The sequence below is a fragment of the Anaerobacterium chartisolvens genome, assembly GCF_003337415.1.
Lineage (GTDB): Bacteria > Bacillota > Clostridia > Acetivibrionales > DSM-27016 > Anaerobacterium > Anaerobacterium chartisolvens.
Map to the genome: position 1 here is coordinate 1 of NZ_QPJT01000033.1, position 25798 is coordinate 25798.

26 protein-coding genes are annotated in these 25798 nt (G+C 41.3%); 10 read left to right on the forward strand and 16 right to left on the reverse strand.

Translation table 11 applies throughout. The annotated features are described in order from the left end of the window. The 4 genes from DFR58_RS19080 to DFR58_RS19095 all read left to right on the forward strand — a co-directional run. Positions 1-438 (forward strand): beta-keto acid cleavage family enzyme (locus DFR58_RS19080; protein ID WP_147273216.1); only part of this gene is annotated, 438 nt, incomplete at its 5' end. A gap of 34 nt (positions 439-472) precedes the next feature. After that, positions 473-1120 carry an Mpv17/PMP22 family protein gene (locus DFR58_RS19085; RefSeq protein WP_114299688.1) on the forward strand — a complete coding sequence of 216 codons (648 nt, stop codon included), beginning with the start codon at positions 473-475 and terminating at the stop codon, positions 1118-1120. Positions 1121-1546: 426 nt separating this feature from the next. Continuing rightward, positions 1547-2053 (forward strand): VOC family protein, encoded by a 507-nt coding sequence (locus DFR58_RS19090; protein WP_114299689.1) that lies wholly within the window; start codon positions 1547-1549, stop codon positions 2051-2053. Between the two features lie 30 nt (positions 2054-2083). After that, positions 2084-3118 carry an aldo/keto reductase gene (locus DFR58_RS19095; RefSeq protein ID WP_114299690.1) on the forward strand — a complete coding sequence of 345 codons (1035 nt, stop codon included), beginning with the start codon at positions 2084-2086 and terminating at the stop codon, positions 3116-3118. A 127-nt stretch (positions 3119-3245) separates the two neighbouring features. Here the strand turns inward: DFR58_RS19095 and DFR58_RS19100 are convergent, their stop codons facing one another. Further along, complete coding sequence (locus DFR58_RS19100; protein WP_207659286.1) at positions 3246-4091, reverse strand: AraC family transcriptional regulator; 846 nt, start codon at positions 4089-4091, stop codon at positions 3246-3248. A 350-nt stretch (positions 4092-4441) separates the two neighbouring features. On the opposite strand from DFR58_RS19100, the gene DFR58_RS19105 reads away from it, so the two are divergent. Continuing rightward, a complete protein-coding gene (locus DFR58_RS19105) occupies positions 4442-4873 on the forward strand; it encodes a C-glycoside deglycosidase beta subunit domain-containing protein (RefSeq protein ID WP_114299692.1) in 432 nt (143 codons plus the stop codon). A 126-nt stretch (positions 4874-4999) separates the two neighbouring features. Then, on the forward strand, positions 5000-5959 hold the full coding sequence (locus DFR58_RS19110) for a sugar phosphate isomerase/epimerase family protein (RefSeq protein ID WP_114299693.1): 960 nt from the start codon (positions 5000-5002) through the stop codon (positions 5957-5959). Between the two features lie 96 nt (positions 5960-6055). On the opposite strand, the gene DFR58_RS19115 is transcribed toward DFR58_RS19110, so the two are convergent. The 14 genes from DFR58_RS19115 to rfbF all read right to left on the reverse strand — a co-directional run bounded on the left by DFR58_RS19115 (position 6056) and on the right by rfbF (position 20470). Next, complete coding sequence (locus DFR58_RS19115; protein ID WP_114299694.1) at positions 6056-6499, reverse strand: GreA/GreB family elongation factor; 444 nt, start codon at positions 6497-6499, stop codon at positions 6056-6058. A gap of 336 nt (positions 6500-6835) precedes the next feature. Beyond that, positions 6836-7159 (reverse strand): hypothetical protein, encoded by a 324-nt coding sequence (locus tag DFR58_RS19120; protein WP_114299695.1) that lies wholly within the window; start codon positions 7157-7159, stop codon positions 6836-6838. A gap of 176 nt (positions 7160-7335) precedes the next feature. Then, positions 7336-8121: a CsxC family protein gene (locus DFR58_RS19125; RefSeq protein ID WP_242987732.1), complete on the reverse strand. Its 786-nt coding sequence runs from the start codon at positions 8119-8121 to the stop codon at positions 7336-7338. A 219-nt stretch (positions 8122-8340) separates the two neighbouring features. Next, on the reverse strand, positions 8341-10125 hold the full coding sequence (locus DFR58_RS19130) for an ABC transporter ATP-binding protein (RefSeq protein WP_114299696.1): 1785 nt from the start codon (positions 10123-10125) through the stop codon (positions 8341-8343). Positions 10126-10140: 15 nt separating this feature from the next. Then, positions 10141-11874: an ABC transporter ATP-binding protein gene (locus DFR58_RS19135; RefSeq protein ID WP_114299697.1), complete on the reverse strand. Its 1734-nt coding sequence runs from the start codon at positions 11872-11874 to the stop codon at positions 10141-10143. A 40-nt stretch (positions 11875-11914) separates the two neighbouring features. After that, positions 11915-12847, reverse strand: coding sequence for a DMT family transporter (locus DFR58_RS19140; RefSeq protein ID WP_114299698.1), 933 nt, complete (start codon positions 12845-12847; stop codon positions 11915-11917). A 327-nt stretch (positions 12848-13174) separates the two neighbouring features. Continuing rightward, entirely contained in the window at positions 13175-14302 is a 1128-nt protein-coding gene (locus DFR58_RS19145) for a polysaccharide pyruvyl transferase family protein (protein WP_114299699.1), read from the reverse strand. Then, on the reverse strand, positions 14295-15857 hold the full coding sequence (locus tag DFR58_RS19150) for a glycosyltransferase family 2 protein (protein WP_114299700.1): 1563 nt from the start codon (positions 15855-15857) through the stop codon (positions 14295-14297). Before DFR58_RS19150 ends, DFR58_RS19145 begins: the two co-directional genes overlap by 8 nt. A 16-nt stretch (positions 15858-15873) precedes the next feature. Further along, a complete protein-coding gene (locus DFR58_RS19155; RefSeq protein WP_114299701.1) occupies positions 15874-16674 on the reverse strand; it encodes a GTP 3',8-cyclase MoaA family protein in 801 nt (266 codons plus the stop codon). Further along, on the reverse strand, positions 16647-16949 hold the full coding sequence (locus tag DFR58_RS19160; protein WP_114299702.1) for a hypothetical protein: 303 nt from the start codon (positions 16947-16949) through the stop codon (positions 16647-16649). The genes DFR58_RS19155 and DFR58_RS19160 overlap by 28 nt, the downstream gene beginning before the upstream one ends. 2 nt (positions 16950-16951) lie before the next feature. After that, the gene (locus DFR58_RS19165; RefSeq protein WP_114299703.1) at positions 16952-18076 is read right to left on the reverse strand and encodes a Coenzyme F420 hydrogenase/dehydrogenase, beta subunit C-terminal domain; all 1125 of its coding nucleotides are present in this window, start codon (positions 18074-18076) and stop codon (positions 16952-16954) included. Beyond that, positions 18060-18680 (reverse strand): acyltransferase, encoded by a 621-nt coding sequence (locus DFR58_RS19170; RefSeq protein WP_114299704.1) that lies wholly within the window; start codon positions 18678-18680, stop codon positions 18060-18062. Before DFR58_RS19170 ends, DFR58_RS19165 begins: the two co-directional genes overlap by 17 nt. Next, on the reverse strand, positions 18673-19626 hold the full coding sequence (locus DFR58_RS19175) for a glycosyltransferase family 2 protein (RefSeq protein WP_242987733.1): 954 nt from the start codon (positions 19624-19626) through the stop codon (positions 18673-18675). The genes DFR58_RS19170 and DFR58_RS19175 overlap by 8 nt, the downstream gene beginning before the upstream one ends. A 61-nt stretch (positions 19627-19687) precedes the next feature. Next, complete coding sequence (gene rfbF / locus DFR58_RS19180; protein ID WP_114299705.1) at positions 19688-20470, reverse strand: glucose-1-phosphate cytidylyltransferase; 783 nt, start codon at positions 20468-20470, stop codon at positions 19688-19690. Between the two features lie 246 nt (positions 20471-20716). Between rfbF and DFR58_RS19185 the strand changes: the two genes are divergently transcribed. Together DFR58_RS19185 and DFR58_RS19190 are read left to right on the forward strand one after the other, a co-directional pair. Further along, the gene (locus DFR58_RS19185; protein ID WP_114299706.1) at positions 20717-21763 is read left to right on the forward strand and encodes a fibronectin type III domain-containing protein; all 1047 of its coding nucleotides are present in this window, start codon (positions 20717-20719) and stop codon (positions 21761-21763) included. A 35-nt stretch (positions 21764-21798) separates the two neighbouring features. Next, complete coding sequence (locus DFR58_RS19190) at positions 21799-22383, forward strand: transposase (protein WP_114299707.1); 585 nt, start codon at positions 21799-21801, stop codon at positions 22381-22383. A gap of 82 nt (positions 22384-22465) precedes the next feature. Here DFR58_RS19190 and DFR58_RS19195 read toward each other — a convergent pair whose 3' ends face one another. Next, positions 22466-23884 carry an FkbM family methyltransferase gene (locus DFR58_RS19195; protein WP_114299708.1) on the reverse strand — a complete coding sequence of 473 codons (1419 nt, stop codon included), beginning with the start codon at positions 23882-23884 and terminating at the stop codon, positions 22466-22468. Positions 23885-24132: 248 nt separating this feature from the next. Here DFR58_RS19195 and DFR58_RS19200 point away from each other — a divergent pair, with 248 nt between their 5' ends. Together DFR58_RS19200 and DFR58_RS19205 are read left to right on the forward strand one after the other, a co-directional pair. Further along, complete coding sequence (locus DFR58_RS19200; protein ID WP_114299709.1) at positions 24133-25173, forward strand: fibronectin type III domain-containing protein; 1041 nt, start codon at positions 24133-24135, stop codon at positions 25171-25173. Positions 25174-25208: 35 nt separating this feature from the next. Continuing rightward, positions 25209-25796: a transposase gene (locus DFR58_RS19205; protein ID WP_114299710.1), complete on the forward strand. Its 588-nt coding sequence runs from the start codon at positions 25209-25211 to the stop codon at positions 25794-25796. The last annotated feature ends 2 nt before the right edge of the window (positions 25797-25798 follow it).

The window sequence follows — 25798 nt, forward strand, 5'->3', positions numbered from 1 at the left end:
CTGGGCATGGTAATGCAGGAGAACGGAATAAAGCCTGAGATAGAAATATTTGATGCCGGCATGGTTTATAACGCTTTGTATTATTTGAAAAAAGGGATACTAAAAGCGCCGCTTCATTTCCAATTTGTGCTGGGCGCCGCAGGCGGAATGGATGCAACGGTAGAAAATCTTGTGTTCCTTAAGAGCCTGATACCTGCCGGATCGACCTGGGGAGCGCTTGGAATAGGAAAAGGGCATCTGCCCATCATGTACGCTGCGTTAGCGCTTGGAGGACATGTAAGGGTGGGAATGGAGGACAATATCCTTTATGCAAAGGGAGTACTGGCAAAATCAAATGTCGAGTTTGTAGAAAGAACAAAGAGGATAGTAAGGGAGCTTAACAAGGAAATAGCCACACCGGATGAGGCAAGAGAAATTCTTGGGTTAAAAAGCCTGTAACCAAAAATGATTATATAAATATTGGGGGAGCAAAATGAAAAAGGGAGATATTTTATGGGCGGCAGTATTCTTAGGCATTTCCGCTCTGCTCATAATACCGGTGACACATGAAGCTTTTGTAGGTGCTACAAACGCACATCCATACTTAATGGGATTTATTAAGTTCGCAATCATGGCGACTATGGGGGAGCTGCTTGCCATCAGAATAATTTCAGGAAGCTACAAAAAACCCAACGGTCTGTTGTACAGAGCCGCTGTATGGGGCATCGTGGGCTTGTTGATTGTGCTTATGTTCAATGTGTTTGCAAACGGTGTTGCAGGAGCGGTAAAGGCCGGACTGTTATTTAAGGCTGAAGGAATGCTGGGCACAGTTTTAAATGCAATATATATAAGCCTTATTATCAATTTTACCTTTGGCCCTATGTTCATGGCGGCTCACAGAATTTCGGACACTTATATAGATATGAAGGCCGGGGATAAAAAGGCAAGGCTTTCCGATGCTATAGCTAAAACAGACTGGGTTGGATTCATCAATTTCATAATAGGCAAAACGGTGCCGTATTTCTGGATTCCGGCACACACAATAACCTTCCTGCTGCCTCCGCAGTATAGAGTATTATGGGCGGCATATCTTTCTATTGCGCTTGGAATTATTCTCTCTTATGGAAGGAGAAAGGCATAGATATAAAAAACGCAAATAATGTCTGGTGGATGTAATGTAGTGGCAAGCTAAACGGCTATACCTATGCTAATATATAAATATCACAAGCAGACAATTTTGAAAACATTATTCCGTCTCAATTTGACAATTACTATCTATGTATATAGGAGGCGATAAAGATTTTACAAACATAGAGGATATAATTGCTTACAGAAATTTTTAATAGCAACGAAAAGATGCCTTGCGGGGAAATGTCTCACGGGTCTGTCATCAGGCACTTTTCTTAGATGTATTCCTTACGGGTCAAAAAAATTTCTTCCATCAAGGCATATCCTCCATGTAAAATCTTTATCGCTACATATATAGTAGAGCGTGACAGATAAACTGTCCCTGTCATGAGTTTTAAGTAATTCATATTAAAAAAACAAAATTCTAGGAGGTAAAACAATGGAAAGCCAATTTAAAAAACTTTTACAAATCGGTGTCATAGTTGAGGATATCGAAGCCGCGATCAAGCAATACGAAGAAAATTTCGGAATAGGCCCGTGGAAAACCGGCCGCCTTGGCCCCGACACTATGCCTAAACTGTATGTCGACGGCAAGCCGGGAGATTTGGAATTTAAAATGGCATTTTGCCACTGCTTCGGCTTGGAGATTGAGCTGATACAGCCTGTTTCTGAAAGCGCTTATTCCAAGTGGCTTAAGGAGCATGGCCCTGGAATTCACCACATTGCTGTTATGACAAAGGATTCGTTTAAGGATGTAATTGCAAAGAACAAGGAGCTTACGGGCAAGGATCCATGGGTATGGGCTAAGGATACCGGCGCTCCCGAGGGCAGAAACCTTGAGTTTGCCTATCTTGATTTGACCAAGCAGCTTGGCCTGTTTGTAGAGGTTTATCCTGAGCATGTTGAAAAGCACCATGAAGGCAATATTGGTGGGCATTCATTTTAATAGTATCAGCACTATTTTAGGAGGAAGATTATGAAAACAAAAAAGCTTGATTTTTTAAACAAGGAAGTCAGCGGTGTTATTTTAGGAACAATGACGTTATTTTCAGGTGACGTTAATGAGCATATGGAGCATCTGGACATGGCTGTGGAAATGGGTGTAAATTTATTGGACACAGCTATAGGCTACGGAGGAAGCGAAATCTCTATAGGGAAATGGATGAAAGCGCGCAGCAACAGAAAGGATGTTGTTGTTATCACCAAGGGCTGCCATCCGGGGCCCAATGGCAAGCGTGTAAACGCAAAGGATCTTGCCGAGGATTTAAACAGATCGTTAGAAAGGCTGGATACCGACTATATAGATATATACCTCCTTCACAGAGACGATTTGGATTTGCCTGTAGGCCCTATTGTAGAGGCTTTAAACGAGCATTTTGCGGCAGGCAGGATCAAGTCCTTCGGAGGATCTAACTGGACTCATAAAAGAATTCAGGAGGCAAACGATTATGCCAAGGCTCATGGATTGGAGCCTTTCAGAGCTAGCAGTCCTAGTTACTTCCTTGCCGAGCAGGCCGCCGAGCCTTGGGCTCCGGGAACAGTGACTATAAGCGGGCCTGCGGGGGAAGCGGCAAGAGAGTGGTATGCGGCTAACCAAATGCCTGTATTTGCATACTCAAGCCTTGCCAGAGGCTTCTTCTCAGGCATGGTAACGAGGGAACGCTGGGAGGCTGAAAAGGATCGCATAATGAGCCCCGGTGTTCTGTTCTCTGGCAATGCAACAAAGGATCAGCTTACAGGGCGCGGCGAAACCATTGACCCTATATGTGCAAAGGCGTATTGCGTTGAGCCTAACTTTAAAAGACTGGACAGGGTTAAAATTCTGGCTGAAGAAAAGGGCCGCACCATAGCACAGATTGCTCTGGCCTTTATAGTCAACAGCAAAATGAATGTGTTCCCGGTTTCGGGAGTTGCAAACCGTGCGGAGCTTCAATCGACCATTGACGCCGTTAACATAGAGCTTACCGATAAAGAGCTTGCATGGCTTGATTTGAAAATTGATAACAGGTAGTTGGCAATGAACATCTTTTAGAAAAAACAAGACCCCTTGTTTTGATAGGAAACTGTGACTTTAATAAATTTGAAGCATGGTTTCTTTTTTATTATTCAGGAGCTTTGTTAAAACAAAGCCCTGCTGCCTACCTCAGGCTGGAGGGAGTGTAGCCTTTTAGCTCTTTGAATGCGCGGTTAAAGGTGCGGAGGCTGTTATAGCCGCATTCATAGGCAATGTCTGTAATGGGTATTGATGTTGTTTCAATAAAATTATGAGCCTTTTCTATTCTAATTTTGTTCAGGTAGCTCTTATAGGTTAAACCGGTTACATTGCTGAAAATCCTTGAAAAATAGAAAGGGCTGATCTTGAGGTGCTGGGAAATATCATTAAGAGATATATCATGTGAATAATTGGATTCAATATACTTCATGGCCCCTTGTATGAGCTTTACACTTCTAGGGCTTGCCATATCGCCATCCAGCTCAAATGCCGACCGGGGTATATGCCTTGAAAACAAGGCAAAAAGCTTAATGAGATCCGCCTTTACAAAAATATCATAATCCTGCTTGTGTCCGCTCATCTCCTTATAAATTGAATCCAGGCAGGTCCTCATTTGATTGACAATGGAATTGTCCAGCTTTATGGCTTCGACAGCCAAATTGTCCAGAAAGGTAATAGTGGCCTGCTCATCTTTTGACAAATTGACTATATTGCTGATTAATTCGGGACGGAACACGATAGTCAAAATAGTGGAATGCTTGCCCTTGCTGTCGTAATAATGAATGTCTCCTCCTGAGCAAAAGGCTATATCGCCCTTTTTCAGCTCTCTGCATTCCGAATTTTTACCCATGACAACACTTCCCTCATAAACAAGCATTAACTCCAATTCGGGGTGCCAGTGGGGAAGGGAGCTGATGTTATTATATATTTTTGAATCAATAGGAAAGCCTGAAGAATACCCTTTATTTTTATGGAATAATATAATCAACACCTCCAAAGCTTGATTACATAATTATATAACAAATCGCAAGAAACTTCTATATAGGACGCGATAAAGATTTTACAAACATGGAGGATATAATTGCTTATATCAAGTTATATCCTCCATGTAAAATCTTTATCGCTACATAAATACTTACATTTTATAAAATTGTAATCGTTTTAAAATGGAGCTTGCAATATTTCAATCAAAATGATATAATGCAGGCATAGTAATCGTTTTCTTTTTAACTTAAAACATTATAATCGTTTTTATATGATACTGATAAACTCAGCTAAAATTAGTTACATTCACATTTGAAAAAGCTAAACAGTAAAAAATGAATAGGAGGATATAAAAATATGGTTTTAGATTTTCAATATGACGAGCTGCTGTTGCCTTACAGAAATATTATAAACAAGAGAGCCGGAGATGTTTGCTACGGCTATGCAATACAGATACGATATCCGTCCTACAGAGGAACCTTTGTAAGCTGTATAGAAAAGCTTGAATTACAGGTGGATGGCAAAAGCATTCCTGAAAGTGATATGCGCTTTGTTCTAAACGGTAAGGAATTTTTGGTATCGCAGCTTGGAGAGCTGTCAAAGGAGCATTGGTTTGTTTTAGATACTGCAAATATTGTTGTGCTGCGGGATAACGGGTTAACTGAAGGCAACCATGAGATCAGTGTAAGAATGGTTCACCGTATACCCTATACAGGCTACTTCGGCCAATACCTGGTTTTAGACAGTGTAAATACCAAAACTCTGTGCTGCAGAAACTATATAAATTAGGATGCAAACTATCTAAAAAGGATGTAAAATAATTTCTGGAGGATATTATTTTACATCCTCCGTTATCCGATATGCAAAAACCTAAACTATATAGTATTGCGAAATAATGAAAGGTGGAGATATCAAATGGACAAGGAAAGGATTCAGCTAAGCGCGTCGCTTTACAGCTTAAGCAGCTACTATATCAAGGAAATCTTCAGCCTTGAGGACTGCCTTAGGGAAATACGCGATTACGGATTTAAGGGAATAGAAATAGTTGCGGCTCAAATGGTTCCGGAATATCCAAACCCGTCGGATAAGTGGCTGGGAGAATTTAAGGAATTGCTTGATAAGTATGAGCTTAAGCCCATTTGCTACAGTGCATATATAGACTATGGAATTCGCTCCGACCGGGATTTGACGGAAGAGGAAATTATCCAATTCACGTTAAATGATATGATATATGCAAAAAAAGCGGGCTTTCCTCTGGTCAGAACCCAGCACTCAATTTCTCCCGCAATATATGAAAAGATGATCCCGCATTGCGAAAGGCTGGATATTAAGCTGGCAATAGAAATGCACCACCCTCATCACCCGCGCGTGGATGTATGGGAAAAATATATTGAGCTTATGCATACCAAGGGTAAGGGCTACCTTGGAGTAGTGCCTGATTTCAGCATTTTTCAGGTGCGTCCGCACAAGCTGCTGGTAGAGAGGCTGCTGAAGGCGGGCTTCCGCAAGGAGCAGCTTGACAGGGTATTGGAGCTACACGAAAACAAAGTGCCCTTAAATGAGACATTAAAGCTTGATCTAAACGCTCTGGAAAAGGAGTTTACCGAATCAATTTATGAAAAATTCAACCCCACTCCCATAGAAGAGCTGTCAACACTGATACCCGTCACGCCTTATATCCACGGCAAATTCTATTATCTTGAAAATGGAGAGGCTGACGAGTGTATCCCGTATGACAGGATTTTACCTGAAATTAAGAGGCTGGGATATGAAGGATATATAGCGGCGGAATATGAGGGGCATCACTTCAACATGGATATTGATGTTCCGGGGCAGTTAAGAAGATATGTCTCTATTTGCAGCAAGTACATTTAATGGGATGTGCTGATAGGCGGTTGAGCTTTGGAAAAATAATAAAAAAGGCCCCTTAACAACAAATATATGGCTGTTAAAGGGTCTTTTTCATTCGGCCTACCGCAGCTTTATTGATTTAATTCTATAGCGGTATACCCCGGAAGGTGTATTAACAGAAACAACATCGCCTTCCTTTTTACATAACAAAGCTCTTCCCATAGGAGATAAAATAGTTATACAGTTGTCCTCGCTGCAGTTGCTTTCCGGAATAATTATCTTATAATTATACGTTTCGGCCTCTTCGATGTCCTCAACCTCTACTTCACTGTTTAAGCATACAAAGGGAAAGCTGTTGCTTGCTTTGTCGGAAAGTAATATGCTTTTAACAACAGCATCGAGAGCGCTTATATAACCGTCGATAAGCTGTTCAAATTCTTCCCTTTTCTTATCGAATTCCGGGAAGTAAAAGTTAACAATACTGCTTCTCCTCTCTTCAAAATCTACTAAATGAGCCAGCAAATTCTCGTAAACCGGCATTGTCAGTGATGTTTTTTTTGACACAAAACCTCCTCCATTCCTTAAGTAATTAAATGGTATTTTACCCCGATAAAAACATATGGCACCTTGCCCGCAGGCAAAGCACCATATATAATATCATACCGCATTTGTTGTGCTATGTCAAAATTGTTGCTCAATTCTATATATGTAGCGATAAAGATTTTACATGGAGGATATAACTTGATGTAAGCAATTATATCCTCTATGTTTGTAAAATCTTTATCGTGTCCTATATGATAGAGGGGGTTTGACCACAAAAGAGGGATGCTGTAGAAATAATAAAGCTGATTTTGGATGAAATGCAGCCTTGAGGACAGGGTAGGGGGGTGGCGGGGGCTTCTATAAGTCCGATATGCACCCGTATATTATATCACATTCAATAATCTGGCCTACTCCAATGCCGGTAATATTATCCGATTCACACACTTCATACGCGCCGGGCACTGTCTTCAAAGCAGTGCTGCTGTCAGTGCCATCTGTCTGACCGCATGAGATGCTTTTGGCGGTTTTAATATCCGTGCAGGCATCATCCGGGGAGGCGGTTGGTGCTTCTTTATGCTTGCCGGCCTGAGAAGAAGAGCCTTTTTTATGTACAATACATGGAAACCTGTGTATATACCTATGATATATCGAGTCATCCCACTTTATTATGTTCATTCTCATAGCTTGATACCTCTTAATTTATAGTCTTATGTTAATAGTATATGATGTGTACTCTATACAGGTTACATTTATAAACAAAAGCATATAAAAAACTCAAGGCTGGTGCCTTGCGGCAGAGCAGCCTTTTTTAATACCTCTAATGCCCTGTTCTTTGGAATTTTGCTGGTTCAATATCCTTAGTCTTTGCAGGAGGGAATTTTTATTTGCTGGTTTTGCAGAAGCTTAAGCTTAACATATATCACCATTTTTTCCTCGAGAATTTCAAAAATATGCTCGTTGGGGTTGCTATATACCAAGGGCTTCGGGTTTTTATGAATGTCTGCCTCAATTATTTTTGCAAATTCCAGCTCGCAGAAAACCTTTTCGGTAAAAGCTTCAAAATGATTAAAGTTCTGCTGACAAGGATCGCTGCCTATTATGCCCTCAGAGCAGGGGTCACATGCATTGAACTTTGCAGTGAATACTTCAACCTCAGATGTGGCACCGCTTTTGCGAATCTCGGGAGGATTTATAAAGTCTACCAGTGTGACGCATTCAAAGGGAATGTTGCAGGTGGTGTGACGGATATCTCCGCTTATGCATCCCTTGTCGGCGCACTTGGAGTCTACAGTGGCATATTCTATATTCTTCCTTACAAATCCGCCTATAAACAGCTTGCCCTGCTTGCATTTCTCGTGCTTGTCATCCCAGACGGACAACAGTTTGCACTGGGTAAGGAAGAGGTTTTTCTTAATGCGCTTTATCTCAAAAGCAGGCTCATCAAGCTTGATTTCTGCCTTTACATCTATTTGTATCTTGGGTTCTGCAATTACAACAGGTATTTTAGCAACCAAAGGACCGCTTTTGCCTATAGGCTCGCAGCTCTCATTGGAGCATTCGGGCAGTGTTTTTGAATCAATGACCTTTGCTTCACAGGCATCACAGACTTTTTTATCAATCCCGTTATTATTTATGTTATCCATTTTACATAAGCTCCTTCCTTGTTTTGATGTGTAGAAATAATGCATCTATTTCATATTATGCATGAAAGAGCTGTTTGTGATTGTTACGTAAACAATTTATGTTAATGCGGCATCATGGGGTACGGTTCTTCTGCTTTCCTTTCAGTCCTACGCTGCGCTACGGAAGCATAAGAATCCGTCCCCAAGATTCCTCCGCTGTACTGTCGTTTTATTTTGGCATTAAGCGTCGGGCTGGTATTGAAGCTGATAGAGCGAGTAGTACATTCCCTTTGCGGCAAGCAGCTCCTGATGGGTTCCCATTTCGTGTACTCTCCCCTTATGAAGCACTATAATGCTGTCGGCATGCTGTATGGTAGAAAGCCTGTGGGCAATAATTACAGTGGTGCGGCCATGAGTGAGCTTGGCAAGAGCATCCTGTATAAGCAGCTCTGTCTCGGTATCAATGTTTGAGGTGGCTTCATCCAGAACAAGAATAGCAGGGTCGAAGGCCAATGCCCGGGCAAAAGCAAGAAGCTGCCTCTGGCCAGAGGAAAGGGTTGAGCCGCGCTCCATTACATCCTCCTGATAGCCGTTTGGAAGCCTGCTTATAAATATGTCTGCGTTTACGTATCTGGAGACCTCCTTGATTTTCTCATCGGTTATGCTTTTCTCGTTAAGCCGGATATTATCCATAAGCCTTCCGCTGAAAAGGAAAACATCCTGAAGCACCACTCCTATGGATTTCCGGAGGCTGTCCTTGCGGATATCCTTTATATTAATGCCGTTAATAAGTATTTCTCCGCCCTGTATCTCATAAAATCTGCTTAAAAGGTTTATCAGAGAGGTCTTGCCTGCCCCGGTATGGCCCACTATGGCTACCGTCTTCCCCTTGGGCACCTTAAAGCTGACATCCTTTAAAACCCAGTCCCCTTCATTATACGCAAAGCATACATTTTTGAATTCTATATCACCGCAAATAGGGCTGTTATCGTCAGAGAAGCTTCCCTCATCCTTTTCGGCAGGGGTATCCAATATCATAAATATCCTTTCTGACGCGGCCATTGACGATTGAAGTATGTTGTATTTTTCAGCCAGATCATTTATAGGCTGAAAGAGCAGCGCCACATAGTTTATAAAGGCATACAGCACGCCAAATCCCAGTGTGCCGCCTACCACATCCGAGCCGCCGAACCATATAAGCAGCGCGATTGCCAGAGACGACAGCATCTCAATCAAGGGCCGGAAAAGGCTGACGGTTGTCACCTCATTCATAGTGGCCTTGTAATACTGCCTGCCGGTTTCATTAAACTGGGCAAAGTTTGAACGCTCCTTATTAAAAAGCTGAATTATATGCATCCCTGAGATGTTTTCAGATATAGAAGAGTTTACCCTTGCCAGTGCAACGCGTATATCCCTGTACACCTTTCTTATTTTTATTCTGAAGATAGATGTAACCACCGCTACAAAGGGCATTACAGCCAGTACGATAAGGGTGAGGCGTACATTCAGGCGAAGCATTATAATAATTGCGCCCAGAAGTATTGAGAAATCCTTCAGCAGAGTAACAAGCACATTGGTGTACATGTCATTAAGAGTTTCGGTATCGTTTGTTATGCGTGTAACGAGCCTGCCTATGGGGTTTTTATCAAAATAGGACAGAGGCAGCCTTTGAAGATGAGAAAACACAAGCTGGCGGATATTATAAATTATAAACTGCCCGGCATAGCTCAGCAGATACACCTGAAGCAAATTGAACAGAAAGCCTGCCGCAATGAGTATTACAAAATAGAGAGCCATCTTGTTGAGAGAAGGTATATCACCCTTTTTAATAAAATCGTCAATTGCCATGCCGGTCAGGATGGGCCTTGCGAGGTCCACAACAGTTGAGGCAAACAGAAATACTACCGCCAGCGCAAAAAGGTGCCAGTATTTGCCGGCAAAGCCCAAAAGCCTCCGCATAAGCCTTGAATCATAGCCCTTATTATCAAGCCCCTCCTCGGGAAGGTTGTCATTTTCGTAATCCATTTAAATTAAGCCTCCTTAAAGCTGGTTAATCAGCAGTTGTCTGTTGTGCATGGCGTAATATGTGCCCTTTTGCTCAAGCAGCGCGATATGGGTTCCCCTCTCGGCTATTTTTCCATCCTCAAGCACGATAATTTCATCGGCGTCCTTTACCGCGGATATTCTATGGGATACAATAATGCTGGTGTGCTGCTTCATAATTTTTTTCAGGCCTTTAAGAATTTCTTCTTCTGTACCTGCATCCACTGCCGAGAGACAGTCGTCAAGTATCAATATGGGAGGGGTGCCCAGTATGGCACGGGCGATTGCTATGCGCTGCTTTTGTCCGCCTGACAGCGTCACGCCGCGTTCTCCCACCACCGTGTGAAATTTTTGGGGAAATTCATTAATGCTGTCGTACACTCTGGCGGTTTTTGCGGCGGCTTCTATTTCTTCTGGGCTGAGGCTTCTGAAGAAATCAATGTTTTCGTTTACAGAAGTGGAAAATAAAAAGGTATCCTGGGGTACTCTTGCTATATTGCTCCTTAGAATAGACAGAGGTATTCTGTTAATATCAATACCGTCTATAAAAAGTGTGCCTTGGGGTACGTCAAGGAGCCTTGAAATGAGGTTCACAAGAGTAGTCTTTCCGCTGCCGGTACGCCCCACCACTGCGAGGGTTTTGCCTGTCTCAAGGGAGATGCTTATATCCTCAAGCACGGGTTTTTTTGAGCCGGGGTATGCAAAGGTAAGCCTCCTGAATTCTATGGAGCCCTCTATCGAGGCTTTACCTACAGTCTTATTATCGGAGATTTCGGGGGCTTCGTCCATTATGGCATTTATCCGATCGAGAGATACAAGGCCTCTCTGGAACATGTTTGCCACCCAGCCTATAGCCGTTATGGGCCATATCAGCATTCCAAGGTAGCTGTTGAAGGCTACAAAGTCTCCGAGAGTCAACGAGCCTTGAATAACCAGTATACCCCCATACCAGAGGGCTATTACGAAGGATAGTGCGGAAATAGACATAACAGCAGGAAACATCATACTCATAAGCCGGACAAATTTAAGATTGGCGTCCCTGTTCAAGGCGTTTATTCTTTCAAATCTTAAAATTTCCTTTTGCTCCTGCGCAAATGCCTTTATAACTCTGATTCCTGAGAAGCTTTCACGCGCGGCCTCCGTAAGGTTGGAGAACGCCTCCTGCTGCTCTTGAACCCGGGCTTGCATCACCCTCATAAAGAACACTATGGAAATACACAGCACAAGCAGAGGGGCGAAGCATAATGCAGTAAACTTTAAGCCTCCGCTTCCAAGCATCATTATTGATGCGGCTATGGGTATCAGCAGGCTGTCTATTGCAAATATGACTCCCTGACCTGAGGCCATGGTAATATTATTTATGTCGTTGGTGGCGTGAGCCATCAAATCGCCCGTCTTATGGGTATTGAAATAGTTCATGGAAAGCTTCTGCAAATGTGCATAAAAGCGGTTTCTGAAGGACAGCTCAATTGATCTGGAGGCTTTTACAAGAGTATATCTGAAAAGGAATCTGAAAACCGCCACGCCGACGGCAATCAGTGCCAGTATAACTGCATACCGTATGAGAGTCTCCCGGGTGAGATCCCCGCTTTCAAGAGAATCGGTCACATCACCGAGCACCCTTGGCAGTATAAGCTGCAATGTATCGACGCACAGCAGAAACACTATGCCAAGGGCATATCTGTATTTATGAGCTGATAAAAAATCTCTTATATAACGCAATGTATGCATACTTCCCCCATAATGTATATGATTTGTATGGCTGCTTATATTATACCACCTGATTTTTGCTTTCTAAAGTGTTTGATGCAGTGCCCTGCCCGCGAAAGCCTTGAAGCTGGGACAGAAGCATTCCCGACAGCATAAGCACGCATCCTGTAATTTCACGCGCGACCAGAGCTTCCTTAAGGAACAATGCGCCCCCGACTGTGGCAAAAAGTGCTTCCATGCTGAGTATAATTGCGGCATGGGAGGGATTGGCATTTTTTTGGCCGATTGCCTGAAGGGTATAGGCGACGCCGACCGAGAAGATACCGCCGTAAAGGATTGGCATTGCTGCTTGCATCAGTGTGCCAAGCTCTATTTTCTCAAAGATTAATGCGGCGGCCAGACTCAAAACGGAGCATATGGCAAATTGAATGCATGACAGCTTAACCACGTTCACCCGCTTGCCGAAATATCCTATAATCAGGATGTGGAAAGCCCAGAAAAAAGCACCTGCAAGCTCCAGCCAGTCTCCTTTGGACACTGTAAGGCTCTCTGTGACGCACAGCAGGTACAGGCCTGCCAAAGCCATTAAAGCCCCCAGCCAGATGCCGGAGGATATGCGCTGCCTCAGGAATATTCCCAATATAGGCACAAAAACAATGTACAGGCTGGTTACAAAGGCGGCCTTGCCGGCCGACGTATATATCAGGCCTATCTGCTGAAAAGACGCTGCCGTGAAGAGAAATATTCCTGCTATAATGCTGGCGTGCAAAAGATCTTTGCTTTGGACTTTATTCTGCGCCTCCGCGACGGATTTATTTTTCATAAGCAGCATGACAGGAAGCAGCGAAAGGCTTCCCAGAGCAAATCTTACACCGTTATAAGTGAACGGCCCCACGTATTTGATGCTCACCCTTTGTGCGACAAAGGCAAAGCCCCATATAATTGCCGCAAGCAAAAGAATGAGGTTTGATAACAACACTTTCCTCGTGTTCATAAAATATTCCGACCTTTCCTAATTTAAGCTATGTATATATGTAGCGATAAAGATTTTACATGGAGGATATAACTTGATGGAAGAAATTTTTTTCACCCGTAAGGAATACATCTAAGAAAAGCGCCTGATGACATACCCGTGAGACATTTCCCCGCAAGGCGTCTTTTCGTTGCTATTAAAAATTTCTGTAAGCAATTATATCCTCTATGTTTGTAAAATCTTTATCGTGTCCGACATAGATTTAATAAGCAAGTATATTATACAGCATATACAGGGGAATATGGAATGGCATAAATTGTAAGGTGGGAGGGAGGGGGGGATTACAATTCATCGGCAGGCGGGATTCTTCCTTGCATTTTCTTTATATGCGGGCATTTTTTCTTTAAGCATATGACTCAATTTGTTCTCATTTTGCAGCAAGTCCTTGAACATTGTCAATAGGCTGTATCCGTCTGAAAAGCTGTCTAACGGCAAAACATAATCATCAAGCCTTAAGTCGGCGGCAATACCCTTTGCTTTTACCGAATAACCGATTGCTATTGCAGGGACACATGAGGAATAAGCTGCGATTGACGCATGGGTTCTTGCAAAAATACCTAAACGGCATTTTGAAATTATATATTTATATTGTGCGGCACTCAATTTATCTGAAATTAAGCAGATCCGGTCATTCGGCTCAAGCTCCTCATATATTTCACGGAGCAGAAGATAATCATTATCCATAGGCATTACCACATGGGGAACAAGAGCAACATTCATTGTAGTTTCTCTTATTATAAATCTAATCAGATTTTTAATGTTTTCCACCGTAATTCCTTTTTTTATTTCTCTGCGGACCACAAGCGGGCTGACATTTACGGCAACGGCATTTCCTTTCACAAAGCCTTGGGGAAGAGCAGCCTTTTCAGGCTCCAGCAAGAATGCCACATCGGAGCAAAGAACGACATTGTCAAGCCCGCTTTGGCGCAATGCGTTGTATGTAAGGCTCTCTCTTGCCGTAATCAGGTGATGTGCTTTCAGGGTATCAAGCATTTCCACTGTTATCATTGACGGTTCAACGGAACAGCTCCACAGTATGCTTTTTGCACCTGACCCAAGGGCCCTTTCGTGGATGGTCTTCCATTTGCGCCAATTGTCATAGCAGTAGTTATCTCCGCCAACCGAAAGGCAAACTGAATTGGGGGTAATTTTGTCAAGAGTTGATTTGTAAATCATAGCGTCATATAAGCCCTTTTGCGTTGAAGCCCTGTCTGCCTCAACGTAATTCATATCACGTGTGCAATAATCATCAACCGGCATAGCAAACTGCAAATCCTGCTCCTTGAAGTGAGTTGAAAGAGCTATTGTGCTTGTGGGGAAGATATCCTTAATAAGCGCGGCGGTACATTTTACAATGGCCTCCGCGCCGTGGTTATACGCGCCGCCGTGACCGTAGAGCAAAAAGCTTTTACTCATTTTCTTCCTCCAGCCATTTCTTTAATGTAACAACATCCCCATCTTCAGGGCACATCTCCAATAAATCATTCAGAGCCTGCCAAGCCTCATCAAATCTTTTCTGCCTGATAAACAATTGTGTCTGAAGCTTTTTGACAAACACGAAAACCTCGCCGTCCTCGGCTGCTGCCGAGACATTCAGGCATAGAAGCAGCAGCTCCTCCTCGAAAGGAATTTCCTTTCCGTTGTTCAGAATTTCGATTATCATATTTAACGCTGACGAAGCCCTGAGATTAAATACCTCTGCAATTATATAGTAATAATGGAGAGCAAAGTCGGGGTTGTCTATCCAGCTTAGAAGTATGTTGCTCTTAAACATGTCTGTAAGGATATTCCACATGCTTTCAGAAAGCGATTTGCTGTCCAGTGATAAAATGGCCTTTTTAAGCATTTCATCACTATTTAAGTTAACGGCAGACAGCAGGAAGCAGCCGCTTTTAAAATGCTGTGAAAGATTGTCTCTATTGACATATAGGGACAACTCTTTATTAAGCAGAAGGATATTTGAGCAGGCCAAATCCACAATGTCCTTATTGCCGGAATTAACTTTTACGGTATTTACAAACAGATCAATAAGGAGCTGCCTATACGCTTTAAGCCTGTCGTTTTCGATATTTGCAGCAGATATAGCCTGCTGCGTCAATGGCTCCTTTAATATCTTTCCAATCTCAAGGAGCTTTTGGTATATCTCAAGGTTCTCTTTTAAAATTATATCTATGGTGTCAAGTGCTGCATTGATATAAACTACATATAGAAAATGATAATTCTCCCCGCTGATTTTTCCAAAGCATGAAAGGAAGCTTTCGGCCTTGCGGAAGAGAAAGGTATCGGAGTAAAAGCGGTTGGGGTTATATACGTATGAAACGGATTGGGGGTGTACCCTGTAATTGTGAAGTACCTTATCGGAAATGCCTATTCTATTGGCGATAGAAAGGGATTTGAGGCAAACTACAGTATCAGCACCATAAGCATAGTTTAATATAGCATAATAGTCTGAAAAATCCATATTTTTTATCATCGACATTTTAAAAAGCTTTCCCCATACAGGTCGAAAGAATTTATACATGGGTTCAAACTGTGAGGGAAAGGCTTCTCTGCTTACAATTAGCTTAGACTCGGATTTTCTGTAGCCTTGACTGTTTTCAGAAAGGAAATGAAAGCAGGAGCCTGCGACAGCTATATCAAGAGCTTCATTTTCAGCAAGCCCAAGCAGTGTCTCGGCAAATTCAGGCTCGTACCAGTCATCGGAATCAAGCATTGAAAAATATTCTCCCTGGGCCAAATCCTTAATGAGCTTAGGCCAGAAGCCCTTGCGATTTTCTTCAAATCGGATTGCTTTTATTCTGCTGTCTTTTTTAGCATACTCTGCAATTATATTTTTAGTGCCGTCTGTTGAACCATTATCAACTATTATATATTCAATATCTTTAACAGATTGAGTTAGAACACTTTTAATACATTGCTCCATATACTTTTCAGTATTATATGCGTGTGTATAAAATGTAATTTTGTACAATGAAAATACCTCCACATTATTCTAATTGTTCTGCTGGCGTAAAACGCGGTGAATCTTTGCAAAGCCCATTGCACAGCTTACATACAGACAATTCCTTTAAATTAATCATGCTTATCAATTTCTTTTTAAGATCTAAAATATTCGATGTATCATTAAGCAAATCTATATATTCGTTTTTGTTTTTTTCAATAGCACCTATTTCCATTGCCCTGTATGATCGGCCGCACATATGTATTTCACCGCTGCGAATTTGAATACAGTAATCTGAGCTTAAATAATAACATTTTTTATAATCATATGTAGTTGGGCTAAAATTGCCAAAATCAACCCAACCTCCACAATGCAGATCACTGCCATAATATTTTTTTACTCTATATGTTATACCGTTCTCAGCCAATAGATGTGCTAATTCCTCAACTTTTGAGGAAATATGTCCATAGTCGCTTATAAAAAAATGACATTTACTTCTATGCTTTTTTAAGGTGTCCCATACGTTTGTCTTAGGAATTATCGTACCATTTGTAAATATTAAAAGCTGATTAAATTTATGTTTATATTGCATAGATTTCTCTATGATTTTAGACAGATCCTCATGCATCAAGGCCTCACCGCCAGAAATTTCAAATTCATCAATATAATCTACGATTTGAAAATATCTATCTATTATTCTTTCAAAATCATTATAGCTTAAATGAGGAGGCACATTATAAAATGGTATTTCTACCCCACATAACTTACATTTAAGAGTGCATCTAAATGTTATAGTAATAGCGGTTCTTTTTAAGCTAATTATACGTAACCCTTTTTCATTGTACATTTTAAATTCCCCCTTCTTATTTGTTCTGCCGGCGGGAAACGTTCAAAATCTTTACATAGTCCGTTACAAAAGGCGTAATATGTAGTGCTTTTTGCATTAAACAGTTTTATGATAGTTATTCTTTTTTCTGTATTTGAAATAGCATCATTAAATGAGTTAATATATTCGTATTTATTTTTAGGGATAATACCTAATTCCATACGTCTAAATGCACGACCGCAACGATGTATCTCCCCATTTTGGATAAGAGAACTATTCATTTTTTCAAAAGACATTTTCATTTCTCCGTTTCCTTTATTTTACTTATTAGCACTTCAAAATCTGTTCTATCAATCTCACTAAAAAAGTACTCCCTTTTTTCACCGATGCCAACAGAGCTAACCGCGCATTGATTAAATGGCAGAGCAGCCTCAAGACTGTTTTCTTCCTTAAAAACTCTGTCCCCTAATTCATCAAAGTGCCTCTGCCCTTTTTCAGAATTAATAATGACAAGTGATGTTCCTTTGTCGGTATCAACGCTTTTGTCCTTTAGCTCAACTCCCCAAAAATCCGCCAGAGTTATGTCGGATTGGCGGGGAAAGCCTTTAAAGCTGCATCGGTAGCAGGAAGAGCGCATGTAAAGGTTGTACTTTAAATACCCCCGCATAAATAAATCCTTATACCTGTCGGCATAATATTCACTGCCGTTTTCAAACTCAATTTTTGTGCAGAATTTATTCCATCCGTTTATTTTATTTTTGAACCACACCCTTTTTATATCCGATCCATATTGAAGCTTCAGGCTTTCCAGATATTTCAGATAAGCCTTTGGGGAGTTCGCTCCCCTGCATATAAAATCACATAATAACAGGCTGTCATAGGGTCTGCCCAAAAAGCTTAACAATCCTCCGCATTCACACGGCGAACCAACAAACATTACAGGAGCGCCTTTATCAAGAAGCTTTTTTATATCTTTAAAAACAACGCCAATTGCACTTTGAACATATTTGGATTGCCTTAAAAGTGCAATATCATCTTCGCTACCAATAATATAGTGCTCTGCCAGATGTGCCTTATTATACCGGGCACCTGCAACATAGCCCCCCTGCAATATAACCGATCTGGCAAGCTCGGTAAATATCCCTCCCGAGGTACTGGAAAGCCTTACTTCATCATTTAAAGACCATGAGGCATATGCCTTTGGAGCCACATCTCTTTTATAGCCCTCCCTGTTGAGTACAGGACAAGACGTTTGGCAGAGGCCGCACAGGGAGCAGCTTTCTGCATTAACTAAAGGATATAGGAAGCCTTCCTTATCGGCAACCATTTTTATGCTGTCATTGGGACAAACATTATTACATGCCCCGCAGCCTGTACATTTCTCCTTGCTTAAGTTTATCATGGACTCATTTCCAATCAACATCTTTTTTTATTACCCTTGCGGGAATACCACCGGCTATACACCGTGCGGGCACATCATGAGTAACCACTGCACCTGCTGCTATAATTGAACCGTCACCAATAGTAACCCCTTTTAAAACTGTTGCATTTACACCAATCCAAACATGTCTACCTATATTCACAGGCATAGGCTTATTTAAAACTTCGCCGTTGTCATCCAAAATTGAATGGTGATCGCCGTCATAAATGTAAACACCCCTTGCAATTGCGGCACCGGCTCCTATTGTTATACTGCTGCTGCAGGCTATAACCGAATTTGAGTTTATATACCCCTTTCCTAATGTAAGACTTGCATTTTTAAACAACTGGATTGTTGCACCGTAAAAAAGCTTAAAATCCCCTTCTATATTCAGCGTTGAACTTTCACGCATTTTTAAATAGCCCTCGGCCCTAGAACCCTTAAACCGATCTGAGTTAATATGAAAGTTACCGTTAAGACTAATTTTTGCAGTTTTATGCATATCAATTACTGCGTTTCTATAAATAACCAGATTCCCGTTCCGGCGGCATATGCTTTTGCATAAACGGTTGTAGTACAATTCTCTTATTATATCCCTCTCAAACATACTGGGGCTTCCTTATATATTTTCTCATAAACTCCCTCTCAAACTCCTCAATATAGGGGCAGTTATAAAACTCCTCATAATGCCCCTCCAGCTCCTTCCTAACAAACTCAAGCTGCCTTTGACAGCTTATGAGATTGTTTTTGGAAATCTTGTTGCACATTGAAATCATATAGGACCACTCGCTATACCTTGCATAGTCTCCGATATCCGGCAAAACCTCCGACAGATATTCCGTTCTTTCCCGGAAGGCCTCAAAGTATTCGTCAAGCTGTACCGGATTCAGCAAATTATCGTTTGTAGTGAAGGAGGAGTTGTTTCCCAAATGCCTGCAAAAACAGTATTTAGGTAAGCCGTATGCAACAACCTTGCTTGCGTTTGCAAGGAATCTATATCCTACGGTAATATCATCATAGTTTCCTATGCTAAAAAACCTTATTTTATTGAACATGGATTTTCTTAATAGCTTTGTTGGCATTGCTACATTATACTTTTTACGCTTTAACATCTCAACAACGGCCTGTGAAGCAGTCATTACCATGTAATCATCAAAAACATAATTGGGAAGGATCTTGCCCCCCACCTCCTTGCTTGATCCGCATATGGAAATATCGGCGCTATTGTCCTCCGCAAGTCGGTACAGGAATTCCAGCATATCAGGCTCTGCTATGTCGTCGTCATCTATGAAGGTAATATATTCACCCTCTGCCACATCAAGGCCGGTATTTCTACCGGTGCCTATATTGCTTTTTTGTATATGTACAACCTTTATTCTGCTGTCCTGCTTCGCAAATTCTTCCGCTATTACGCCGCTTTTATCCGTTGAGCCGTTGTCCACTATAATAAACTCAAAGTCCCGGAAGGTCTGGGAAAGAATTGACTTAATTGCAGACGCAACAAGACTTTCCCGATTGTAGGTGAGCATAATCACGCTTATTTTAATTTGCAAAAGAACCCCCTCCAATCCCTTTTGTACACATTGCCTGAATAAATATTATATAAAAAAGGTGTCAATCCTCCTGCCACCTTATCCATGGAGCCTCCCCTGATTCAATGAGCTTGTCCAGCCTTACCTTGTCCCTCATGGTGTCCATGCACTGCCAGAAGCCGTCATGCTTGTATGCCGTGAGCCGACCTCTTTTCGCCAGAGTTTCCAGCGGTGCCCGCTCCAGAATCGTCATATCGTCCTCCAGATAGTCGAAGATTTCAGGCTCAAACACCATAAAGCCCGCGTTAATCCAGCCGCCATCCTCCTTGCTCTTCTCGGCAAAATCGGTAACGGACTGAGAATCATCTATTTCAAGCACCCCAAACCTGCCGCCGGGCTGTATCGCCGTTATTGTGGCGGTTTTGCCGCTTGACCTGTGAAACTCCGCCAGCTTTTTAATATCAATATCCGATACCCCGTCGCCATAGGTCAGCATAAAGGGCTCATTGCCTATAAACCTTTGTATGCGCTTTACGCGCCCTCCCGTCTGGGTATTGAGGCCAGTGTCTATTACAGTGACCTTCCAGGGCTCTGCAATATTATTATGTATAATAATATCATTATTGTTGGAAAAATCAAAGGTGATGTCGGAGCGGTGCAGGTAATAATCCGCAAAATACTCCTTTATAAGGTATCCCTTGTAGCCGCAGCATATAATGAACTCATTATAGCCGTAATAGGAATATGACTTCATGATGTGCCACAGTATGGGAGAATTGCCTATCTCTATCATAGGCTTGGGCTTTAAGTGGCTTTCCTCACTAATGCGCGTCCCCAGGCCTCCCGCCAGAATAACTACCTTCATCTGTTCATCCCCTAAGTATCTTTTGTATAAACTATATATCGTAACTTTTTAATAAAAGGTTTATAGAATTGCTTAAATTTTGAGGCATGAAAATATATTGAAGGGTCATGGAAAATATACCCGGCGGGTTAATAGTTCCATAAACTACTAATTATACACCTTAAAAAATAAAATTATCAGTCTTTTACATAATATGACCATAATATACAATTATCCTATGAAATATAATTTAGGAGGTAGAAAGATATGAGAAAAAGAGGCACAGCTAAAATTTTTGTAGGGTTACTGGCTATGATTATGGTACTGTCTGTATTATGTGTTAATGCATTTGCAGCAACGGTAGGGGAGCAATTGACAAGCCCGGAAGAGGGATGGCAGAGATATGATCATAGAGAGAACAAAATATTATATTTAGGGAATAGCTGGCGGGAAGTTTTAGAATCAGATAAATATCAAGGAGCTAGCATATATATTCCGGCATCAGCATCCTCTGATGAGGTTAGAGCAAGTAGTATTAAGTTTAGATTTAAAGGAAGCAAATTAAGAATACTTGATGGGGAAATTAATACGCGAAGTAAAGAAGTGGGGATTAAAATAGATAAATCTTCTGTATATAGTTATAGCAGCTATTCTACATCAACTACAGGAACAGATCAGGTGATTTTATTTGAAATAACTGACTTGCCTTTTGACGTTCATACAGTGGAGATATATTCAATAGACGGAATTCGCTATGGTTTAGATGCCATAGACATAGATGATACGGGGGAATTGCTTCTGTACTATGAGGTATCAAACCTGACAGCCGCACCCGGTAATGCCGCTGTAGCCCTTTCGTGGGATGCTGTTGAGGACGCAGTAAGCTACAACATAAAACGCTCTACCACCCCAGATGGCCCATATGCAACCATAGCGACCGGCGTGACCGGTACAGCCTATACCGATGCAACGGTAACAAACGGCACCACCTACTACTATGTTGTGTCTGCTGTAACAGCCTCGGGGCAAAGCGCAAATTCCAACGAAGCCTCGGCCACGCCCGAAGCTCCTCCGGCAATCGGAAACAGTGCCATACTTGAAATAACCGTGACTACCGGCGTGATAAAGGAGTATGATGTAACGGCCGCAGAGCTGCAGGATTTCTTAAGCTGGTATGACGGAAGCTCATCAGGCGCGGACAAGGCATACTACATATTTACCAAGAAGAACAATATAGCCCCGTTCTTAAGCAGGAAGGAATACCTTGCCTTTGATAAGATAGTGAGCTTTGAGGTGAAGGAATACGAGGATTAGCAAGGGCAATAGGAACAACATGGAGGTTAAACCAAGTGAGATATGACCCCAACACACATCACCGGCGGTCAATTCGATTAAAAGGATATGATTATTCCAAGGAAGGAATGTATTTTATAACAATTTGTACTGAAAACAGAGAAAATTTATTCGGAGAAATTGTGAATAACAAAATGATTTTAAATACCGCAGGGAAAATGGTGGGACGATGGTATTTAGAATTAAAAAATAAATATTCAGATTTACGATGTGATGTCAGTATCATCATGCCAAATCATTTTCATTGTATTATAGAAATCGCAGGGGCGATCGCTGTAGGGGCAGACCTATGTGTCTGCCCTGAATTGCCCGGAAAAGCAGAACACGCGGAACCCGCAGAAACCCAGGGCAGACACGCAGGTCTGCCCCTACAACAAATCATACAATGGTTCAAAACAATGACGACAAACGAATACATAAAAATGGCAAAACAAAACATATTGCCCCCATTCGACAAACGGATATGGCAGCGCAATTACCACGAACATATTATCCGTAACGAAGATGAATATTATAGAATTGCCGAATACATTCAAAATAATCCAACGTTATGGGAAAATGATCGGTATAATCGCGGGTAGGGGCAGACATCACCGCAGGGACAGACATCGTGGGCAGGAGCAGACATCTCTGTAAGGGCAGACCTATGTGTCTGCCCTTACCCTATTCGGATTTCAGTTCTTTTTGTATCTCATTCATCCAGCCCATAAAAGCGGTAAAAATTTCTTCTGATAATTCGGGCCTCAGGTCAATATCCTTGTTTTGTTCATAACTGATTATTAATCTGCCTATATTTTCTTTTAATGTACCTGATAATACTTCTCTGCTATTGTCTTCAGCTCTAAGGGGGACGCTGCTCATGGCATTTTCTATGCCGGATATTGCTCCCAATACATCCCCAAGGACAGTAACTGATTCCGTACATTCTGTTTCCGGCAGCTTACCTGCAATGTATAATATCGCTTCCTGCATTGTACTTAACAATGGAAATATATAATTTATTATTTCATAATATTTCTCGTTTTCCGAACTCTCAGCCTGATTATTTTGTGAGCTTTTGCTGCTACGAATGGCTTCATTTGACGAAGTGACCTCCATTTTACAGGCAGGCAGATCGGCACTGTGAAAAAGAAATTTTGGCGCGGTGTACAAAACCAGCTCCCACGGAGTGTTAAGCTCATGCTGTCTCATATAGAACTTATAGTTGGGATTGAAGGAATAAATTATTCTTGGTATTTTCCATATGTCATCTACTGTGTGATACAGGCAAATTGCCATCTTAGGCGTATCCTCACTGATATGTCTTTTCGAGCCATATAAAGCAGCCTGTTCGGCACCCTCAATGTCCATTTTAATAAAAGTGACCGGCTCAATAATATCAAAATCAATCGTTGAAATATCAACCTTTATATCACCCCATTCCGAGTGCAGCCTGTTTGCCGATGCAGGCATATATGAGGTAAAGAACATCTCCCCTTTTTTGTCTGATATTCCTCTCATGCAATGTTCGATTCTGGGATATTTAGCCAGATTATGGACTATGTTTTTGTAATTATCCAAGGATGGCTCATATGTATATATTTTTTTATAGTCGTCTCCATATATATCTATAAATGAAATACTATCCTTCCCATCACAGCTTCCGGCATCAATAAAAACTTCATTTTCAACCTTAGGCAAAATGTCAACGTCAAAATAATGTTTCCTTTTGTCATAACATGCCCCAATAAAATTTAAATCACCAAACATTCTGTACAGCATAATACATGTTAATGTTGTCTTCGAGTTTTTATCCTCTAATATATTGTACAGCCATTTATATTGCTCTATGTTTTCCTTCAAGTCCAAGATAGTGTCAAAAAGTACGGCAGACCCTGCAAGCTTATTTTTAAACAGATTAACATAAGTGGAATGTACATGAACCCTTGCTGCATCCACATTTATCCTTACATTTTGTAATTTATTTATTTGGACTTTATAAGAAAGTGAGAGCATAAGCAGCTCATCCAAAGTGCTGGTATTAATAATTTTATACAAATTTTCAAAAATAAAAAGCTTTTCAATGTCGATATGTTTATCCATTAGCACGGTTCATCCCCTAAGTATATTTTGTATGATCTATATCGTAATTTTTTAATAAAAGATTTATAGAATTGCTTAAATTTGAGGCATGGGAATATATTGAAGGGGTATGGGAAATATACCTGGCGGGTTAATAGTTCCATAAACTACTAATTATACACCTTAAAAAATAAAATTATCAGTCTTTTACATAATATGACCATAATATACAATTGTTCTATAAAATATAATTTAGGAGGTAGAAAGATATGAGGAAAAGAGGCACAGCTAAAATTTTTGTAGGGCTGCTGGCTATGATTATGGTAATGTCTGTATTATGTGTTAATGCGTTTGCGGCAACGGTGGGTGAGCAATTGACAAGCCCAGAAGAGGGATGGAAGAGGATTGACGATAAAGATAGCAGTATAATATATAGTGATGGCTTTAAACTTGATACAAATGATGTTTTATACAATAGAGGTCATCATTACAGCACATCTCCTACAACCGGGAAATTTATTAAATTTAAATTTTATGGTACAAAATTAAGGATTATAGATACAATTTATTCTAATAGGCTCAAAAATGGGTGTACAATTAGAATAGATGGTGAGCCAGAATTTTATAATATATATGAGCAAACTTCTATAATTAAACGTCAATACATTGTATATGAAAAGTTAGATTTACCATTATCAGCCCACAGAGTAGAAATTATTTTTAACGAGGATAGCAGTAATGGAAGTTATTTTTCTTTAGATGCTATAGATATTGACGATACTGGATATATGATGGACTATAACCAGCCAGCCAACCTAACAGCCACACCCGGCAATGCCGCTGTAGCCCTTTCATGGGATGCTGTTGAGGACGCAGTAAGCTACAACATAAAACGCTCCGCCACCGCAGGCGGCCCATACGCAACCATAGCGACCGGCGTGACCGATACAGCCTATACCGATGCAACGGTAACAAACGGCATCACCTACTACTATGTTGTGTCTGCCGTAACAGCCTCAGGGCAAAGCGCAAATTCCAATGAAGCCTCAGCCACGCCGGAAGCTCCCCCGGCAATCGGAAATAGTGCCATACTTGAAATAACTGTGACTACCGGCGCGATAAAGGAGTATGATGTAACGGCCGCAGAGCTGCAGGATTTCTTAAGCTGGTATGATGGCAGCTCATCAGGCGCGGACAAGGCATACTACATATTTACCAAGAAGAACAATATAGTCCCGTTCTTAAGCAGGAAGGAATACCTTGCTTTTGATAAGATAGTGAGCTTTGAGGTGAAGGAATACGAAAAATAGCATGAGCAATATAAACGACATGGAGGGTAACCCAAGTGAGATATGACCCCAACACACATCACCGGCGGTCAATTCGATTAAAAGGATATGATTATTCCAAGGAAGGAATATATTTTATAACAATTTGTACAGAAAACAGAGAAAATTTATTTGGAGAAATTGTGAATGACAAAATGATTTTAAATACAGCAGGGAAAATGGTGGGACGATGGTATTTAGAATTGAAAAATAAATATTCAAATTTACGATGTGGTGTTAATATCATCATGCCAAATCATTTTCATTGTATTATAGAAATCGCAGGGGCAGACATCGCTGTAGGGGCAGACCTATGTGTCTGCCCTGAATTGCCCGAACCCGCAGAACACACGGAAACCGCGGAACCCGAGGGCAGACACGCAGGTCTGCCCCTACAACAAATCATACAATGGTTCAAAACAATGACGACAAACGAATATATAAAAATGGTAAAACAAAACATATTACCCCCATTCGACAAACGGATATGGCAGCGTAATTACCACGAACATATTATCCGTAACGAAGATGAATATTATAGAATTGCCGAATACATTCAAAATAATCCAACGTTATGGGAAAATGATCGGTATAATCGCGGGTAGGG

Excerpts from the sequence above, each read along its gene's own strand:
- DFR58_RS19090 (WP_114299689.1), top strand. The coding sequence starts at position 1,547 with ATGGAAAGCCAATTTAAAAAACTTTTACAAATCGGTGTCATAGTTGAG.
- DFR58_RS19125 (WP_242987732.1), bottom strand. The coding sequence starts at position 8,121 with ATGGATAACATAAATAATAACGGGATTGATAAAAAAGTCTGTGATGCC.
- DFR58_RS19195 (WP_114299708.1), bottom strand. The coding sequence starts at position 23,884 with ATGGATAAACATATCGACATTGAAAAGCTTTTTATTTTTGAAAATTTG.
- DFR58_RS19155 (WP_114299701.1), bottom strand. The coding sequence starts at position 16,674 with ATGTACAATGAAAAAGGGTTACGTATAATTAGCTTAAAAAGAACCGCT.
- DFR58_RS19110 (WP_114299693.1), top strand. The coding sequence starts at position 5,000 with ATGGACAAGGAAAGGATTCAGCTAAGCGCGTCGCTTTACAGCTTAAGC.
- DFR58_RS19160 (WP_114299702.1), bottom strand. The coding sequence starts at position 16,949 with ATGTCTTTTGAAAAAATGAATAGTTCTCTTATCCAAAATGGGGAGATA.
- DFR58_RS19165 (WP_114299703.1), bottom strand. The coding sequence starts at position 18,076 with ATGTTGATTGGAAATGAGTCCATGATAAACTTAAGCAAGGAGAAATGT.
- DFR58_RS19095 (WP_114299690.1), top strand. The coding sequence starts at position 2,084 with ATGAAAACAAAAAAGCTTGATTTTTTAAACAAGGAAGTCAGCGGTGTT.
- DFR58_RS19200 (WP_114299709.1), top strand. The coding sequence starts at position 24,133 with ATGAGGAAAAGAGGCACAGCTAAAATTTTTGTAGGGCTGCTGGCTATG.
- DFR58_RS19140 (WP_114299698.1), bottom strand. The coding sequence starts at position 12,847 with ATGAACACGAGGAAAGTGTTGTTATCAAACCTCATTCTTTTGCTTGCG.
- DFR58_RS19135 (WP_114299697.1), bottom strand. The coding sequence starts at position 11,874 with ATGCATACATTGCGTTATATAAGAGATTTTTTATCAGCTCATAAATAC.
- DFR58_RS19105 (WP_114299692.1), top strand. The coding sequence starts at position 4,442 with ATGGTTTTAGATTTTCAATATGACGAGCTGCTGTTGCCTTACAGAAAT.
- DFR58_RS19185 (WP_114299706.1), top strand. The coding sequence starts at position 20,717 with ATGAGAAAAAGAGGCACAGCTAAAATTTTTGTAGGGTTACTGGCTATG.
- DFR58_RS19120 (WP_114299695.1), bottom strand. The coding sequence starts at position 7,159 with ATGAGAATGAACATAATAAAGTGGGATGACTCGATATATCATAGGTAT.
- rfbF (WP_114299705.1), bottom strand. The coding sequence starts at position 20,470 with ATGAAGGTAGTTATTCTGGCGGGAGGCCTGGGGACGCGCATTAGTGAG.
- DFR58_RS19130 (WP_114299696.1), bottom strand. The coding sequence starts at position 10,125 with ATGGATTACGAAAATGACAACCTTCCCGAGGAGGGGCTTGATAATAAG.
- DFR58_RS19145 (WP_114299699.1), bottom strand. The coding sequence starts at position 14,302 with ATGAGTAAAAGCTTTTTGCTCTACGGTCACGGCGGCGCGTATAACCAC.
- DFR58_RS19085 (WP_114299688.1), top strand. The coding sequence starts at position 473 with ATGAAAAAGGGAGATATTTTATGGGCGGCAGTATTCTTAGGCATTTCC.
- DFR58_RS19170 (WP_114299704.1), bottom strand. The coding sequence starts at position 18,680 with ATGTTTGAGAGGGATATAATAAGAGAATTGTACTACAACCGTTTATGC.